General features: G+C 58.9%; 21 protein-coding genes and 1 pseudogene. 7 read left to right on the top strand and 15 right to left on the bottom strand.

Annotated features, from left to right (window positions below):
* Positions 1-167: 167 nt before the first annotated feature.
* Positions 168-374 carry a CsbD family protein gene (locus AC4P1R_RS10955; protein WP_037471827.1) on the bottom strand — a complete coding sequence of 69 codons (207 nt, stop codon included), beginning with the start codon at positions 372-374 and terminating at the stop codon, positions 168-170.
* A 74-nt stretch (positions 375-448) separates the two neighbouring features.
* Here AC4P1R_RS10955 and tnpA (AC4P1R_RS10950) point away from each other — a divergent pair, with 74 nt between their 5' ends.
* From tnpA (AC4P1R_RS10950) to tnpC (AC4P1R_RS10940), 3 genes are all read left to right on the top strand, one after another.
* Positions 449-937 (top strand): IS66-like element accessory protein TnpA, encoded by a 489-nt coding sequence (tnpA, locus tag AC4P1R_RS10950; RefSeq protein ID WP_207543998.1) that lies wholly within the window; start codon positions 449-451, stop codon positions 935-937.
* Entirely contained in the window at positions 934-1,290 is a 357-nt protein-coding gene (gene tnpB / locus AC4P1R_RS10945; protein ID WP_069456438.1) for an IS66 family insertion sequence element accessory protein TnpB, read from the top strand. Before tnpA (AC4P1R_RS10950) ends, tnpB (AC4P1R_RS10945) begins: the two co-directional genes overlap by 4 nt.
* 71 nt (positions 1,291-1,361) lie before the next feature.
* Positions 1,362-2,894 (top strand): IS66 family transposase, encoded by a 1,533-nt coding sequence (tnpC, locus tag AC4P1R_RS10940; protein WP_492176919.1) that lies wholly within the window; start codon positions 1,362-1,364, stop codon positions 2,892-2,894.
* Positions 2,895-3,045: 151 nt separating this feature from the next.
* Here tnpC (AC4P1R_RS10940) and AC4P1R_RS10935 read toward each other — a convergent pair.
* The 4 genes and pseudogenes from AC4P1R_RS10935 to AC4P1R_RS10920 all read right to left on the bottom strand — a co-directional run.
* Positions 3,046-3,269: pseudogene (locus AC4P1R_RS10935) on the bottom strand (response regulator); the annotation flags it as partial.
* A gap of 85 nt (positions 3,270-3,354) precedes the next feature.
* Complete coding sequence (locus AC4P1R_RS10930) at positions 3,355-3,615, bottom strand: hypothetical protein (RefSeq protein WP_069458015.1); 261 nt, start codon at positions 3,613-3,615, stop codon at positions 3,355-3,357.
* 46 nt (positions 3,616-3,661) lie between these two features.
* Complete coding sequence (locus AC4P1R_RS10925) at positions 3,662-3,856, bottom strand: hypothetical protein (protein WP_492176918.1); 195 nt, start codon at positions 3,854-3,856, stop codon at positions 3,662-3,664.
* Between the two features lie 24 nt (positions 3,857-3,880).
* Positions 3,881-4,162: a hypothetical protein gene (locus AC4P1R_RS10920; protein WP_492176917.1), complete on the bottom strand. Its 282-nt coding sequence runs from the start codon at positions 4,160-4,162 to the stop codon at positions 3,881-3,883.
* 500 nt (positions 4,163-4,662) lie between these two features.
* On the opposite strand from AC4P1R_RS10920, the gene AC4P1R_RS10915 reads away from it, so the two are divergent.
* Entirely contained in the window at positions 4,663-5,004 is a 342-nt protein-coding gene (locus AC4P1R_RS10915) for a hypothetical protein (RefSeq protein WP_492176916.1), read from the top strand.
* A gap of 258 nt (positions 5,005-5,262) precedes the next feature.
* Here the strand turns inward: AC4P1R_RS10915 and tnpC (AC4P1R_RS10910) are convergent, their stop codons facing one another.
* From tnpC (AC4P1R_RS10910) to tnpA (AC4P1R_RS10900), 3 genes are all read right to left on the bottom strand, one after another.
* The gene (gene tnpC / locus AC4P1R_RS10910) at positions 5,263-6,912 is read right to left on the bottom strand and encodes an IS66 family transposase (protein WP_247961104.1); all 1,650 of its coding nucleotides are present in this window, start codon (positions 6,910-6,912) and stop codon (positions 5,263-5,265) included.
* Positions 6,913-6,976: 64 nt separating this feature from the next.
* Complete coding sequence (tnpB, locus tag AC4P1R_RS10905) at positions 6,977-7,330, bottom strand: IS66 family insertion sequence element accessory protein TnpB (RefSeq protein ID WP_159415856.1); 354 nt, start codon at positions 7,328-7,330, stop codon at positions 6,977-6,979.
* Positions 7,327-7,773, bottom strand: a complete 447-nt coding sequence (gene tnpA / locus AC4P1R_RS10900) for an IS66-like element accessory protein TnpA (protein WP_113133470.1) — start codon at positions 7,771-7,773, stop codon at positions 7,327-7,329. Before tnpA (AC4P1R_RS10900) ends, tnpB (AC4P1R_RS10905) begins: the two co-directional genes overlap by 4 nt.
* A gap of 263 nt (positions 7,774-8,036) precedes the next feature.
* On the opposite strand from tnpA (AC4P1R_RS10900), the gene AC4P1R_RS10895 reads away from it, so the two are divergent.
* Complete coding sequence (locus AC4P1R_RS10895; protein ID WP_151611533.1) at positions 8,037-9,815, top strand: SLC13 family permease; 1,779 nt, start codon at positions 8,037-8,039, stop codon at positions 9,813-9,815.
* Between the two features lie 49 nt (positions 9,816-9,864).
* Here AC4P1R_RS10895 and AC4P1R_RS10890 read toward each other — a convergent pair whose 3' ends face one another.
* The gene (locus AC4P1R_RS10890; protein WP_069458011.1) at positions 9,865-10,029 is read right to left on the bottom strand and encodes a DUF3309 family protein; all 165 of its coding nucleotides are present in this window, start codon (positions 10,027-10,029) and stop codon (positions 9,865-9,867) included.
* Between the two features lie 450 nt (positions 10,030-10,479).
* Between AC4P1R_RS10890 and AC4P1R_RS10885 the strand changes: the two genes are divergently transcribed.
* On the top strand, positions 10,480-11,592 hold the full coding sequence (locus tag AC4P1R_RS10885) for an AI-2E family transporter (protein ID WP_069458010.1): 1,113 nt from the start codon (positions 10,480-10,482) through the stop codon (positions 11,590-11,592).
* A gap of 175 nt (positions 11,593-11,767) precedes the next feature.
* On the opposite strand, the gene AC4P1R_RS10880 is transcribed toward AC4P1R_RS10885, so the two are convergent.
* Complete coding sequence (locus AC4P1R_RS10880; RefSeq protein WP_069458009.1) at positions 11,768-12,091, bottom strand: hypothetical protein; 324 nt, start codon at positions 12,089-12,091, stop codon at positions 11,768-11,770.
* On the opposite strand from AC4P1R_RS10880, the gene AC4P1R_RS10875 reads away from it, so the two are divergent.
* On the top strand, positions 12,048-12,797 hold the full coding sequence (locus tag AC4P1R_RS10875) for a pyridoxamine 5'-phosphate oxidase family protein (protein ID WP_492176915.1): 750 nt from the start codon (positions 12,048-12,050) through the stop codon (positions 12,795-12,797). The two genes, AC4P1R_RS10880 and AC4P1R_RS10875, sit on opposite strands and share 44 nt — an antisense overlap.
* Before the next feature lie 48 nt (positions 12,798-12,845).
* Here the strand turns inward: AC4P1R_RS10875 and nhaA are convergent, their stop codons facing one another.
* From nhaA to AC4P1R_RS10850, 5 genes are all read right to left on the bottom strand, one after another.
* Positions 12,846-14,159: a Na+/H+ antiporter NhaA gene (gene nhaA / locus AC4P1R_RS10870; protein WP_492176914.1), complete on the bottom strand. Its 1,314-nt coding sequence runs from the start codon at positions 14,157-14,159 to the stop codon at positions 12,846-12,848.
* Positions 14,160-14,210: 51 nt separating this feature from the next.
* Positions 14,211-15,023: a transglutaminase-like domain-containing protein gene (locus AC4P1R_RS10865; protein ID WP_492176913.1), complete on the bottom strand. Its 813-nt coding sequence runs from the start codon at positions 15,021-15,023 to the stop codon at positions 14,211-14,213.
* Positions 15,024-15,034: 11 nt separating this feature from the next.
* On the bottom strand, positions 15,035-15,310 hold the full coding sequence (locus tag AC4P1R_RS10860) for a DUF1488 family protein (protein WP_492177737.1): 276 nt from the start codon (positions 15,308-15,310) through the stop codon (positions 15,035-15,037).
* A 265-nt stretch (positions 15,311-15,575) separates the two neighbouring features.
* Positions 15,576-15,761 (bottom strand): hypothetical protein, encoded by a 186-nt coding sequence (locus tag AC4P1R_RS10855; protein WP_245314854.1) that lies wholly within the window; start codon positions 15,759-15,761, stop codon positions 15,576-15,578.
* Between the two features lie 81 nt (positions 15,762-15,842).
* Positions 15,843-16,073 carry a hypothetical protein gene (locus AC4P1R_RS10850; RefSeq protein ID WP_492177771.1) on the bottom strand — a complete coding sequence of 77 codons (231 nt, stop codon included), beginning with the start codon at positions 16,071-16,073 and terminating at the stop codon, positions 15,843-15,845.
* Positions 16,074-16,126 lie beyond the last annotated feature (53 nt).

Here is a 16,126-nt window from a genome sequence, read left to right as displayed (position 1 = left end):
GGTCCACCCCTTTGAGGCTGTTCAGGAACCCGGAAACGCCTTGAAGCAATCGAAAGTTCCAACGACCTCAGTGAATTGGGCAGCATTCTGTGCCGCGGCAAGAGCCACTTAGAGCCGACTAAGAACCCCGCCGACGGCGGAGTTTTAATTATGCCAGAGCGGGACCCTTACCAGTCGTCCTGTTTGCTGTACCAGTCTTCAATGTCCCTCTTCGCGCGGTCCTTCTCAAGACCATAGCGTTCTTGGATTTTGCCTTCGAGCTGGTCGCGTTTACCGGCGATCTGGTCGAGATCGTCGTCAGTGAGCTTACCCCACTGCTCCTTGATCTTACCTTTAAATTGCTTCCAATTGCCTTCGACCCGATTCCAATCCATGTGCGTTTTCTCCGGGTTTGCGCCTGATACAATAAACGTAAGCGGTGTTTTGACCGCACCTTCCGGATCAGTGCGTGATTGACGATGTTGAGCCCGAACGAGGGCTTGGACATATGTCGATTTCACAGCTTACACTTACATCCAGCGATGAAGAGCCGGCGCGCCGTTTCGAGGTTTTCACGGGCAGCGGTCGTCGGCGGGAGTGGAGTGACGAGCGCAAGGCGCAGATCGTCGCGGAGAGTTATGAGCCGGGCGTGACGGTCTGCTCCGTGGCGCGGCGTCATGGATTGACCCCGCAGCAATTGTTCACCTGGCGTCGGCTCGCCCGCAAGCCGCTGGAAGCTGTACCTGATGTCGAGGGTGTTCCGATGTTTGCGCCGGCGGTCCTGGATGTGCCGACGAAGGCGGTGGCGAAGGAGCCTGAACCGGCCCGTGCATCGAGAAAGAAGTCGAGCAGCGGCGCAATCGAATTGGAGATCGGCGGGGCGCTCGTCAGGATCGCATCCGGCGCGGACGCGGCCACGATTGCCGCCGTCATTCAAGCGGTGAAGGCACAGTCGTGATCGGGCCGTCGGGAGCGGTAAAGGTCATGGTCGCCACCCGGCCTGTCGATTTCCGCAAAGGTGCGGAGGGCCTGGCGGCGCTGGTAAAGGCCGAGATGGGTGCTGATCCCTTCTCCGGCACGATCTACGTGTTCCGGGCCAAACGCGCAGACCGGATCAAGCTGGTTTTCTGGGATGGCAGCGGGGTGTGCCTAGTGTCCAAACGTCTCGAGGATGGCGAGTTCCACTGGCCCAAGATGCAGGACGGTGCGATGCGCCTGACGGCCGCGCAGTTCTCGGCATTGTTCGAGGGACTGGATTGGAAGCGCGTCCATGCGCCCTTCGAGACGCGCATCCCGGAGAAGGCTGGTTAGCCGCTGCGACCAATTGAATCAGGCTCACCCACGCCCTCGTTTTGGTCGCCGGATTATGCTGTTGTCGCTCCATGACGATGACGGCCGACGAGCTTCCCGACGACCTGAACGCGCTCAAAGCCATGGTGCTTTCGCGCGAGGCGGAGAATGCCCGGCTGCGGCAGATCATCAAGGAATTGCAGCGCCACCGATTTGGCCGCAGAGCCGAGACGCTTCCAGAGGATCAGCTTCTCCTTGGGCTCGAGGAAGCCGAACAGGTCGAGGCGGACGGTCTGGAGGAGAAGGAACATGCAGCGAGCGATCTGCACCGGGAGCGGGTCGCCAAGCGGCGGATAAACCGCGGCTCACTTCCTGCCCATCTGCCGCGCATCGATGTGGTCATCGACATCGAGAGCCATGACTGCCCCTGCTGCGGCAACGGCCTGCACCGGATCGGCGAGGACGTCAGCGAGAAGCTCGACATCGTGCCGGCCCAGTTCCGCGTTCTGGTGACGCGCCGTCCCAAATATGCCTGCCGCGCCTGTGAGGAAGTCGTCGTCCAGGCTCCGGCTCCCACACGGCTGATCGAAGGCGGCATTCCGACCGAGGCGACCGTCGCCCAGGTACTGGTCTCCAAATATGCCGATCACTTGCCGCTCTACAGGCAGGCGCAAATCTACAAGCGACAGGGGATCGATCTCGACCGTTCGACACTCGCCGACTGGGTCGGTCGAGCCGCCTGGCACCTGCGCCCGGTTCACCAAAGGCTGCTCGAGCATTTGAAGGCCTCGTCCAAACTCTTCGCCGACGAGACGACCGCTCCGGTACTCGATCCGGGTCGGGGAAAGACGAAGACCGGGCAGCTTTGGGCCTATGCTCGCGACGACAGGCCATGGCAGGGAGTCGACCCGCCTGGTGTTGTCTATGTCTATGCGCCCGATCGCAAGAGCGAACGTCCGATGGCGCATCTTGATGGCTTCGTCGGCGTCCTGCAGGTGGACGGATACGTTGGCTATCGAGCGCTCGCCGCCGGCAACAGCGTGTCCCTGGCATTCTGCTGGAGCCATGTGCGTCGGCGCTTCTATGAACTGGCCGCCGCCGGTCCTGCACCCATTGCCAGCGAAGCGCTCAGGCGTATCGCCGAGCTCTACAAAATCGAGGACAATATCCGCGGTCTCACCCACGAGGACCGTCGCGCCGTCCGGCAGGACAAGAGCCGTCCGATCATCGCCAGTCTCGCGCCTTGGCTGACCCAGCAACTCTCCCTCATCAGCCAGAAGACCAAGCTCGCCGAAGCCATCCGCTACACGATCTCACGCTGGGACGGGCTGACCCGTTTCATCGATGACGGCCGTATCGAGATCGATTCCAACACCGTCGAGCGTTCCATCCGGCCGATTGCCCTTAATCGGAAGAATGCCTTGTTCGCCGGCTCCGACGCTGGGGCCGAACACTGGGCGACCATCGCCTCGCTCATCGAAACGGCCAAGCTCAATGACGTTGAGCCACTTGCCTATCTGACCGACGTCATCACCAAGATCGTCAATGGCCACCCGAACAGCCAGCTCGACGACCTACTGCCTTGGGCCTACGCCGATAAGCCAGAACCCAAGCCCGTGGCCTGAGAACACCGCTTACCAATAAACTCACAACGGTCGAATTAGTTCGAGCCGTCGCAGTGATATGTCAGGACGGCGGCTTGGCGGGCTCCAACTCATGCCGATAAACGGACCTTACGCGCCCGCGTACTCATTGAAGAATGCGCCTTCACCCCGCGTTGAACGGCCTCGTCACCAGAAACGCCGGTCCCGGTCTTGCACCAGTCAGAAGGCGCTCAGGAAACGCCGCTTATGAAGATCGCCGGAACTGGAGATTGAGCAGGAATGTTCCTGACCGCATCGATCCCGGAACTGCCACCGGCAAGCTGGATCTCCCGCCAGTATCATTTTGGGCGATGTCTTGCCATAGAGGTCGACGGCCTCATCGTCGGTGCGTGCGACCGCACTTAACAGAGCGCCGCAAAACGGCTGTCACGCGGGGGTCGCTCCTACGGCACTTCTTGCCAAAATGCGCGACGGTGTTTCTTCACAGGTCGAGGCGACCGCCGGCCAGCCTGGGGGTATTAAGAATACGCAGCGCGCGCACTGCATTTTTGGGGCTGAGCCCTTCCATCTTCCAAGGGCCTATCTCTGCTGTCTCTCCGGTGAAGAGGTGATAGATCGTATAGGTTCCGTCTCCATCGAAACGGCGGCCGTACTGATCGAGCTGTCCGGATCTGTTCGGCGCGCCGCCTTCGGATTCCCATGCGCTGATGAGGAGCGCGTGCTCTTCGTGTTTGCTTTTCATCTGCAGCTCTCCTCCCGCAGTCGCCTGCGCGACGACTGGACGCTGCTCAGTGATCGGATGCCAACCCGTCAATCGGCTCCAGATTATCTTCGTTGCTCACTCGCTCTTGGCCGAGTTCATCATTGCGGATGCGATACTGGGGTGAGTTGTCCCTTAAGGGGAGTTTGGCGGTGATATGATAGGTTTCCGCCGCACGGGGTGAAATATGTGCGCGATCTATGAGGCGCACTGAGAGACCCATGCGAAATCGATGAAGACGCAGTGGTTAGGACGACGGGGAGATTGTGTCTTCGTGGCGATCGACTGCAATGAGGCGTTCAAGTTCCTCGGGATCGATGGCCACAAGTCGCATTCGGTATTTGTTCTCGGCCGTGGCTGGTAGCTTGATAAAGGTCGCCACACGGCGATAGGCGAGCCAGGAGATGCCCTCGATCAACTCCTCGTCATCATCGACTTGGTAGTCGCCAGGAGCCACCATCTCACCGAGGTTCGGCATCCAGAATGGTCGATCGAAATGGACTGTTCGATGTGTCGTCCGGGCAAACATGCTGCCCTCCTTTTCTGTGGCGTACGTGGTGGCGAGACTGAGCAACGAAGGAGGCCGTTTGGCGCCAATTGCAGCCCGAACAGCGACTGTCCTACAGCCTCATTGAACCAAGTCCGCATGTGGATATGTTGAAGCGAGATCGGTGGGGTTTTCCTCTGATAAAGCAAAAAGCCGAGCGGGCCTCAAAAAGCAATCATAATTCTTTTATGCCTTGAATGTGGCTTTACCATGATTTTCCGGTGAAGATATGTTTTTGAAGAAAATAATTTTATGGTTATGTAAAATAGAGAAGCGCTGACATATCGAGATCTTTTGTTTTCAGACAAGCTTTTATGCGTTCATTAGTTGAAAATTTATTTTTTCTGATGAATCCAGAATTGGTTGTTTACTTTAGTTAATTTAGAGCGCACTGTGAAAAAAACTGGATTGCCATTGGCTCCTGGTCGGAGCACGGGCCCGCAACGATCCCGATAATCAACCTGATTAGAGGGAATGAGATCATGACATTCGATCAAATCCTTGAACGGACAAAACCCTACGCGATTGGTTTAGTTGTCGGGCTTTTCGCCGCGCCGATCATCGGCTTCAATGCTGGATGGATTACCACCACGACTGCCAGCACTCTGGCGGCAGAAACGGCCAGCGTGGACGCGCTTGCCGGCATTTGCTCGAGTGCGGCAGGGCGAATGGCTACGGCCAACAGCACGGATCTCGCAACGCTTAAGGGCTACGACAATCGTGCGAAACGTGACGAACTGGTGGCGACCATTATGGCCGATATTCAAGTTCCAGCGGACATCCTCGGCAAGGTCAGCACGACTTGCAGTCGCTCGCTATCCTGAAGCGCGCTAACGCGGCGCTTTGGGCATCTCGACGAAACTTAGGAGATCGCTATGAAAAACCTCATCCCGCCCGCTTCTATACCTACGACTTCACGCGCCTGTTCGTATCGCTTGCGTTTACGCTGGCGATTGCTGTGATTGTCTATTCGGTCCTGTTCGTATGCGGCGTCTCCACCCCATTGATTTTGCGGTTGCAACGGTCAGGTCTATCGCTTGCGGATGTCCCGTGAGCTCATCGAAGAGTCCCTGACGAGCTCACTATGAGGCGCTGGTCCGTTGCGCGTAGGCCCATGGCATGAGGGCGTCGATATCTTTCGCGAGATGACCATTGGCCAGGCTGATGAAGAGATCTCGCAGGTAGGCGTAGGGTTCGACGCCATTCATTTTGCAGCTGCCGATCAGGCTGGCAAAGCGGGCCCAATTTCGGCCACCCTCGTCATGGCCTGCAAACAGCGCGTTGCGGCGGTTCATGGCCGGGCTGCGTATGGCGTTTTCGACCAGGTTTGAATCGATGTCGACGCAGCCGTCATCGAGGAACAGCCGGAAGCCGTCTTGTCGTCTCAGCATATAGGCCATGGCCACGCCGAGGTCGGACTTGCGCGAGACGCGCGCGGCCTGCGCGGACAACCAGGTGAAGAACTCATCGACTAGCGGACGGGACAGGTTCTGGCGCACAGTCTGGCGGTGTCCGGGATCACGGCCTCGGATGCTGTCCTCGATTTTGTAGAGAGCGGCGATACGCAGCAACGCCTCGTCGACGATGGGCGAACCCTTCTTCGGCTTGGCCTTGATCAGTTTTCTGCGGCCATGCGCCCAGCAGAAGGCCAGCTTCAACGGATCGCCGCCCGTGCGGTCCGGCGTGGCGAGGTGCGAGTAACCACCATAGGCATCGACTTGGATCGTGCCGTTGAAGCCGTCGAGGATTTCTGCGGCATATTCGCCTTTACGCCCAGGCCGGTAGTGGAAGACCACACCAGTCGGCGCAGAGCCGTTCCAGCCGCGATCGTCGCGCAGAACCGCCCAGAGATAGCCGGTTTTGGTCTTGCCGCCTCCCGGATCCAACACCGGGGCCGTGGTCTCGTCGACATAGAGTCTTGAGCTGCCCTGTTTCAGGATCATGGCCATGTGGTCTACCACCGGCGCGATCGCAGCACCCGTCCTGCCCATCCAATCTGCCAGGACGGTGCGGTCGATCGGCACTCCGTGCCGGGCCATGACTGTCGCCTGACGGTTGAGCGGCATATGTTCGGAATGCTTCGACACGGCGACCTGGGCCAACAGGGCTTCGGTCGGCCAGCTACCTTCCAGCAAATGCGCCGGCGCTCTGGCCTGAACCACGCCCGTGCGGCCCTTGGGACAAGCGTATTTCGGGCGGATCGTGACGATCACCTGGTAGCACGCCGGAATTTGATCGAGCCGTTCCGTCCGATCTTCGCCGATCCGAACCATTTTGCCGCAACCACAGGGGCAAGCAATGCTGTCGGGCTCGATCACCCGCTCGACCCGCGGCAGGCCCTGCGGCAGCGCGCGCGTCTTACGCTGTTTGCGAGGGACGTCCTTGCCGATATCGGGTCCGCTCGCCGCGATCTTTTCCTCGACGACGGCGATCTTTGCCTGTGTTTCGGCAATGGCCGTCTCCAGGTCCTCCAGCGCCAGTTCCATCTGCGTCGGATCCAGCTTTTCCGATTTCGGCCCGAACTTCGTGCGGCGGTAGTCCTGAACTTGGCCCTCAAGCCTCTCGATCAGTTCCTTCAGCTCGGTGATGAAGGCGTCCTTTTCGGCCACCACCGCCTGCTCATGCTGACGTGCCGCACGCTCCACCGACAGCTCGAACTGCACCGCCGCAAAGGCGTTCAATACCTCGACGGGAAGGTCCGGGAACTGGCTGAGATCGATGGGCTGCGACATGCAGCTTCATAGCAAATCGAAGCAGAAAAGCCCAATAAAACAATGCCAAAACCGAACAGGTGAGTCATCCTGCCGCAGTCGGCGCTGTCACCCGCTGCGCCATAACCCGTCGCCAATCAAGCCCTTCGAACAAGGCTTCGTATTGAGCCCGAGAAAGACGCATCGTTCCATCCTGCACCTTGGGCCAGGCAAAGTTTCCCTGCTCCAAAACCTTGTAGATCAGCACCATTCCGGTGCCATCCCATACCAGGATTTTTAGGCGATCCCCGCGCTTCGACCGGAAGATCACCGTCACCCCGGAATGCGGATCAAGCTTCAACTCGGTCTGCACCATCAATGCCAGCGCCTGATGGCCACAGCGGAAGTCCACCGGCCGCGTCGCGATCAGGATCGGTAATCGTTGGCCCGCGACGATCACGCCGTCCCTCGCATCGCACGCACCAAGGCTGCAACCCGATCAACCGGCACATCGCCGGGAACCCTCACCACGAGGTCTGCGCCTATTTCTACCGTCACGATCTGCGAAGCGGCCGCGACCGGATCCGGGATCGGCAAAGCATCGGTAGCCGTCTTCGGCTCCGTCGTAATCGCAAGTGGCACAAAAGCGGGTTCGATAGGCCCGTCCTCAATGGCTGGCATCAGTTCGGCAGGCAGCGCCAGAAGACCCTGACGTGCTTGTCGTCGCCAGCAAGAAAGTTGATGCGCAACGAGATCATGACGACGCGCAACGTCAGCGACCCGAACTCCAGGCTGAAGGCTCTCCGCAACAATCCGCGCCTTCACAGCATCGGGCCATCGTCGGTTTCCACGACGAGGCTCCACAACTTCGCATCGCCCGACAAATCCTTCACCATCCGCCATGCCAAATCTCCAGCCTTGCCGAAAACCTTGTGGCAGAAACCTCAATGCTCAGAAACACACGGAATCAATGGGATGTAGGCGGCGCATACTCCTGTTCGGAGGCATCCTGTAGTCTTCTGATCATGCGCGCATCGCTCTCTAAGCTCGAACGCAGGTTCGGAGTGCCGCGCCGTTGAACGACGCTGGCAAGTTATTCCGACATTAGCTCCTTCAGGCGAGTAAAATGGACCTGACATTGGGAAGAGTTGGTCGGGACTTTATCCATGACACAGGCTCAGGCTTTCGCCTTCGCCATTCTGATCGGCCTGATGGTCGCTTTCATATGGGGACGGCTCCGCTACGACCTCATTGCGGTTCTCGCGTTGCTTTCCGCAGTTTTCACCGGCATCGTGCCGCACAAGGCAGCTTTCTCCGGCTTCGGGGACGACATTGTCATCATTGTAGCCAGCGCGCTTGTCGTAAGCGCCGCGATTGAGCGCAGTGGTGTCATAGGGGCATTGCTCCATCGGGTGGCGCCCAGCGTGACCTCTGTGCAGGCTCAGGTTGTTATTCTCGTAACGACCGTCTCGGTTCTCTCCGTGTTCATCAAGAACATCGGCGCGCTGGCGATGATGATCCCAGTCGCCTTCCAGATGGCGCGCCGGTCGAAAGCTTCCCCTTCGTCCTTTCTCATGCCGATGGCGTTCGGTTCTTTGCTTGGCGGGCTCATTACCCTCATTGGCACATCACCGAATATTGTCGTTTCCCGGATGCGCGAGGAACTGACGGGCCGACCTTTCAACATGTTCGATTTCACTCCGGTCGGCTTAGGGCTTGCCGCAGCGGGGGTGGTCTTTCTGGCGTTTGGCTACCGGCTGCTTCCCACGGGACGCGAGGCGGTCCCGACAATGGAGAAGGCGCTTAACATCAAGGACTACATGACAGAGGCCCGCGTTACCGCGACTTCGTCTGTCATCGGCAAATCGATCGGTCATTTGTCGACCTTGTTGGACGAGGAGGTCCTTGTCACCGGCCTTGTTCGCAACCGGGTCGAGCGCCTGATGCCGTTGCCGGACGTCGTCCTTCGTCAGGGCGATATCGTTCTGTTGGAAGGAGACCCTCAGGCGCTGGAGCGAGGCATCAGGCGCACGCGTCTGGAACTGGAAGGGCACGACCGTCCGACGGAAGCGAAGGGAGTAGACGAGGAGATTGGCGGCATCGAGGTGGTGATCGGCCCGAAATCGGTTTTGATCGGGCAAACCGCCAAGCGCCTGGCGCTACATGACCGTTTCAACATCAATCTTCTCGCGGTGAGCCGGAGCAGCAAGCGCTTCACCGAGCGTTTGCGCGACATCGCGTTAAGACCAGGCGACGTTCTCGTTTTGAAGGGCGATCTCGTGCTTCTCCCGACCAGGCTGATGGAACTCGGTCTTCTTCCGTTGGCCGGGCGTGAGATCCGCTTGGGCAATCCGCGAAAGGGCCTGATTCCGGTGCTGGTCCTGGCTGGTACCATGCTGCTAACGGCATTAGGCCTGCTGCCCGTTGCCACGGCCTTCTTTGCTGCTGCTGTCCTGACGGTATTGCTCGGGTCACTTTCGCTTCGGGAAGCTTACGAGGCTGTCGATTGGCCCATCCTGATAATGCTCGGCGCTCTCATTCCCGTGAGCGAGTCGATCCGTACGACCGGTGGTGCAGACCTTATCGCCGGCGGCCTCGCTCGGTTCGCCAGCACCTTGCCCCTCTACGGTGCGCTTGCAATGATCATGGTTGTCGCAATGGCCGCAACGCCGTTTTTGAATAACGCGGCCACCGTTCTCGTCATCGCACCGATCGCGGTCACCCTTGCTCAGCGACTTGGCTACAATCCGGATGCGTTTCTGATGGCAGTCGCGGTAGGGGCGGCGTGCGATTTTCTCACGCCTGTTGGACACCAGTGCAACACTTTGGTGCTGGGGCCCGGCGGTTACCGCTTCGGCGACTATTGGAAGTTGGGGCTGCCGCTCTCGTTCATTGTGGTCTTGCTAGGCGTTCCTCTGATCATGTGGTTTTGGCCGCCCGTTTAGCGCGCGAGCGTCGTTTCAATTCTGATCTCAGGTTCACCGTGGTGTCGGCCTAAAGTCTGCCCGTAAGGACCAGAATGAGCAGAACGATCGCCACGACGCCGAGGGCACCAATGCCGCCGTGCCCGTAACCGTAGCCATAGCCTCCGAATCGTCCACTAAACCCGCCCAACAAAAATATTATAAGAATAATTAGAAGTATCGTTCCCAAGGACATCTCTTTATCTCCATTTTGAATCTGGTTCTATTTCCTCTCGACCGAAATACCGTCCTCGCCGAAATTGATTTCGATCTCCGCTATATCCCGTCGCTCTTGAAAATACTGATAAGCAAAGACTGCCGCAATGATGATTAATGCGCCAATGATAATATACAAGATGTTACGATTATTTCGCATTCTTACAATCCGCTAACGGCTAGATGTATAATAGTTGAAAACAGGCAGGCTGCCAATTGCGGCCGCTTCGAAGCAAGCTCCGCGTCCAAGATGGAGGGCGATCGCGGCTCCAGGCATCCACGGGGATGGTTGCCAACTTTGGCACGTCCGCCACAGCGACGGTGTCTGGTCAGCGATGGCGTTGGGGGGGCAAATCAGCGATTCTGCACGGCGCCCTGCGCACCAAGATCAAAATTGGGAGTAGAATCGCAAGGAACCGGAGGAGGGGTCATGTTTCCTCTAAGCAGACTGATCGAGCAGCTCCTGGGCATCGGCGCGCTTGTGCTGCTGGCGATTGGTTGCGCTCTCGTCCTTTGGCCCTTCCTGTCGGCAATAATGTGGGCCGCGGTGATTTGTTTCTCGACATGGCCTATCTACCGCCGATGTGAACGTGCTGTGGGTGGCAACCGGGCGGCTGCCGCAGCAGCTATGACGATGCTAGTGGTCATTGTTGTGGCCGCGCCGCTTGCTTTCGTTGTGACGGCGCTCGCCGACGATATAAAGAATCTGGCCGAGGGAATAACGCGCGTCCTAGAGCAGGGTCCCCCGGCACCACCGAATTGGGTGAAAGGTCTGCCTGTTGTTGGTGAGAATTTGGCTACCTATTGGGAGGGCTTAGCCCATGACGCTCCTGCCTTCATCGTTGAGCTCAAAAAGCTGACCGGTCCTGTCACCGACATTGCTCTCGCTGGCGGTGCAGCTTTCGGCACCGGCCTCCTCGAAGTCGCGCTCAGTATATTCATCACCTTTTTCCTGTTCCTGCACGGCCGACGCATGATCAGTTTCATGCGCCAAATCGGTGAGCGGGTTGCCGGCACTCGCGCTAGGAGGTTGCTCGCGGTCATCGGCATGACCGTGAAAGGTGTCGTATACGGAATGATCGGAACGGCCCTTGCCCAAGGCCTACTGGCCGGCGTCGGTTTCTGGATCGCCGGTGTGCCCCAATCGTTATTGCTGGGCTGCCTGACGTTCCTGCTTTCGTTTGTGCCCGCGGGACCGCCGTTCGTGTGGGGGCCGGTTGCACTCTGGCTTCTCATGCAGGGGTCAGTTTGGTGGGGCCTCTTCATCGCTATGTGGGGTCTGCTTCTCGTCAGCAGCATTGACAACTTCCTACGACCATATCTGCTCGGCCAGAACATCAATCTGCCCGTGCTGCTCGGTCTGTTCGGGCTCGTTGGCGGCGTCCTGGCCTTTGGATTAATCGGGCTTTTTCTCGGGCCGACCCTACTGGCGGTGGCCTACAACCTCTTTCTCGAGTGGGTCGTAACGGAACTCGAAGAGCGTACGCTACGGGCGTCGCCCTCTGCTGCGGCTGACCACTTGGAAGCCGATCCAAGGGATTGAGTTGACGGATCCTCGTTTCAGAAAAGGGTCGGGTCGGCTGATCCCTCGCAAGCGGTTCCGGCACCACGCTCCACGCCGCTTCCTCCCGGCGCCGCTTAACAACGGTTGGCTGTCGATCGCTTGATACAATCCCTGATTTTCTCCGGCCAGATTTGGCTCCCAACTTAATCATTGATCAAAATGCGAGCTGGTGGTGTCTAGCCATGCCGCCGCCTTCGTTCTCCCAACGCCTCTCATCCTCTTTTTGAAGCGGATCGGCGATCGAAATAGGCGAAGAAGGCGAGGAAAACACCTTGATCTGGCGCATGAGCGAGGCTGAAAGCGCCGCCTCCGAATGAACGCCATCCTGGAAAGCTGTGATGAGATATCTCGCCGCATCCTGCCTTTTTTCTCGGTGCCAAGCGCTATCGACGTCAAACAGTCCTGTTGTGTCAAGCACACGCTTCAACATCTTGATGTTGAGCGAGGTAAGGTATTGCTGGGTCAAGGCGGAAGACATGCTGCCCTCCTTTAATTGGGGCATCTCGGCGGAACTCCGCGGGACCGTGAGGCGTGCGCTAGAAGGTTTGGTCTTAATCACAGCATGGACCCTTCCGAGAGAATTGCAATCAATTATCACCTCCGAAGGGAAACCGATCCACACGCGCGAATCCGACGTTTTATGGCACCCGCGCATGCCATCCCGTGCTACGATCAAGAGTAGATTGCGGTCATCCGCAAGCATCGAGGACGTCGACCGAACAAGAGATCTGGACGGAGCAACGCCAACGAGATTGCGCGAAATGCTACCCAGTGAATGCAGCATACTCATCTCCGAGCAGCGCGTGGCCCGGCTTGGATGTTGCCGTGACAATCAACCTTATGTTGTGCCGATATATTATATCCGAGCAGAGGGCCAAATTTTCAGTTTTTCGATGCCGGGAAGAAAGATTGAATTCATGCGGAGCAATCCGCTTGTCTGCGTCGAGATCGAACATTCCACTGATCAGCACCGATGGAAATGCGTAATCATCGAGGGCAGGTACCGCGAATTCCACGAAGAGACGGAGAAGAAGCACGCGTGGGGCATACTGAACGTCTACAATGATTGGTGGGAGCCAGGTGCCCTTAGCTGGGGCGCGGATGAGAAGCCACCCGGATACCTTCCCATTTTTTTCGCCATCAGCATGGACAAAGTGACGGGCCGTGAAGCGCTTGCGAGTTAGTTCGTTGCCAGGCTGCTAGTCAGCGAATGCCTTAAACCGGATCGCGGACTACCGTCTTCCAGGAGACGTCAGCCAGGTCAACGCCAGAAGACCGAGTGCTGCCGAGACGACGGAAGCGCCGAGAACGCCGAGCTTGACGGAGTTCAGTAGCTCGAGCTCGAAAGCAAGTTCGGCAATGAACAGGGCCATGGTGAAGCCGATCCCGGTCAGCAGGCTTCCGGCTGCCAGCAGGCTCCACGGGAGATCGTCTGGACGAGCCCCGAAGCGGAGTTTCACTGCGAGAACACTGAAGAGCACAATGCCAACGGGCTTGCCGATCACGAAGGCGGCGACAATTGCGATCGTGAGGGGAAGGTCGAAGTTTGCATCCGCGATCGGAACGCCCGCGTTGGTGACCGCAAAAAGCGGCATGATCACGAAGGCAACCCAGGGATGGAGAGCGATCTCGAGACGCTCGATCGGCGACAGTGCTTCGCGGGTCGCGACGCCTGCCCGATGGAGGTCGTTGCGTGCCGCCGTGTCGCGGCTCCAATGGTCGCCGGGCGGATAGGCGCTCACCCGGTCGAGTATCGCGTGGAGGCGTGTGTCGCTTATCCACCTCCGCGCCGGCGTCATTAATCCAAGAATCACTCCGGTGAGCGTCGCATGGACGCCCGATGCGTCGAATGCCAGCCAGATGCCGCCGCCTATCACGAAATACACCGGAATGCTGCGGATGCCCAGACGCGCGATCCCTGCGACGACAGCAAGCCCGAGAATGGCGGTTGCGAGTGCGACCCAATTCAAGGCTTCGCCATAGCCGATCGCCACGACCAGGATGGCGCCGACATCGTCGAAGATTGCAAGAGAGAGCAGGAACAGCCGCAAGCGGCCTGGTATGCGCGAACCAAGCACCGCAAGGCACCCGATGAGGAAGGCCGTATCGGTGGACATCACGGTGCTCCAGCCGCTCGCACCCGGCCCGCCGCCGACCAGCAGCGAGAACAGACCGGCCGGCACCGCCATCCCGCCGAGAGCAGCGGCGACGGGGAGAGCGGCTATGCGCGGATTGCGCAGCTCCCCCAGCACCAGCTCGCGTTTCAGCTCAAGGGCGATGACGAAGAAAAAGAGCGTCATCAGTCCGTCGTTGATCCAGTGCTTCAGAGAACGATAGATCTCGATGTCGCCAACTCTGACGCCCGCGGGCATCTCCCATAAGGCGAGAAACGACGACGACCACGCCGTGTTTGCGAGGCCTAGCGCCAAGAGCGTGCTGAGCAAAAGGATAATGCCCGCCGTAGCCTCGATGCGGAGGAATCGCATGAACGGCTTGGTGAGCCGATCTGCCGGTTCCCTGGGAAGCCGTGAGAGGCTGTCGTTCATGCCGTGAACCACTCCTGCGTTTTGATCGCGACTGGCGAATGCTCCCAGCGGCTATTGCAAGGCCGGCACCTCATAAGTCCACACCCGGAACGACTTCAGGACGTGCGGCCCGAACGAGTTGATGAGGGGGACATCGGCTGCGTCACGGCCGCGTGCAACCACGATCCTGCCGACACGCGGCGTATTGTTGCGCGGATCGAACGTGTGCCATCCATCGTCCAGGAAGACCTCCATCCAGGCACTGAAATCCATCGGGTCGACGACCGGGACGCCGATGTCGCCGAGATGACCGTTGATATAGCGTGCGGGAATGTTGAGACAGCGGCAAAGGGTGACCGCAAGATGCGCGAAGTCGCGGCAGACACCAACGCGCTCATGAAAGACTTCGAAGGCGGTCCGCGTCGATCGGGCCTGCATGTAGTCGAAACGGATATGGTCGTGAACGAAATCGCAGATCGCTTGCACACGCCCCCAACCGGGCGCGACCGCGCCGAACATGTCCCAAGCGATCTGGCTGAGACGGTCGGTTTCGCAATAGCGGCTGCCCATGAGGTAGGCGAGGCAATCGTCCGGCAACTTCGACACTGGGAGTTCCTGGGCGGCTGGCAGCACCTTGTCCGGTTTGCCGTCGTCCTCGATTGTGGCATCACCCCATATCGTCAAGTCGCCGGCCGGTGCGACAAGCCGCCGGCAGCGGTTGCCGAAGAGATCGCGATAGGTCGATGTCGGCACATCGGGGGCGGTGAATGTCGTTTCAGGAACGCGGATATCGGCCGCGCGATCCTCGTGGACCGACAACAGGCACACCAACGCGGTCGGTTGCTGGCAGTTCAGCGTGATCTCATAGCCGTAGCGGATCAGCATCTGGATCCATCCTAGCGGAAATCAGCGGCGGTCAGTGTGTAGGAATCGTGGCGGCCACTGGAATAGGCCTTGCGTGCGACATCGTAGATGGACGGACGCAACGCGTCAAAAGCAGAAAGGAGCTTTAATTCCGAGATTTCCGACCTGCCCAATTCGGCACCCGCTATCGCGAGCGCGCCGGCCTCGACGAAGAACCGCACCTCGAACATACCGTCATGGACGAGGAAACGGACGGCGTTCCTTTTTTCATCGAGGCTGCGGCTCGGATTCGGAAATGACAGCGTCATAATCAGCGCGCCTCTGTTTCGGACGCGGACCGCGCGGGTGCCGATAGCCTGATCCGTTTTATCCGGCGCTCGATATTGCGAAGGTTGCCGCCGACACGCGCCGGTGCGCCTGTGAACACGTGATAGACCGCCCAGGAGCGATCCGCATCGATGCGGCGGCCGCATTGATCATCCATTGTGTCGGGCGCTGGCGTCCCACCTTCATTTTCCCAGATGCTGATCGCAAGCGCATTTCGCCCGGCTTCAGTTTCATTGCTGTGGGCGTTCATGGTTGTGGCCTTTCATCAAGATTTTCGATGGTGTTGAACCTGCTTGAATGGATCGTGTTTCCATCACCTTCGACGACGTCCGGACGCTGCGGCATGTCGAGCGTCCGCAAGAGCTCCCGCGCAATCTCTGTCGCCTCGTCGAAATCGGCAGCTTCCGCGGTTTCGCGGACCGACGATCGCATGCGCGTCGTCCGCATCCCGAACACGGTAGAACGCAATCACGAACTTCGTCGCCATCCTTTCCGTTGGACAGAGGGGTTCTGTCATTTCTCGCCCTTGTCGAGCGAGGCGCTGCCGTTCGCAGCGGGCTTGATCTGGTTGCCGAACGTCCTTTCGATGAGCGTGGCGCCTTCATCGGCGGACGACATAGGCACCGGTTCGAGCCCGTCCTGCGTCGTGACCCCCTCGTGACCTTCGTCGTCGTTTTTGGTGAATGGCGGCCTCTGACGCCGCGAAGCCAATTGGCTGCCCAGCAAAATCAACGCGTTTCGCATATGTGGGCCTCAAATCGGTTTACCAGGTCATCCGTGCACCAACGCCGCTCAGG

Source organism: Sinorhizobium sp. Y406 (assembly GCF_058732025.1).
This window is presented reverse-complemented; position numbering and strand designations above follow the sequence as displayed.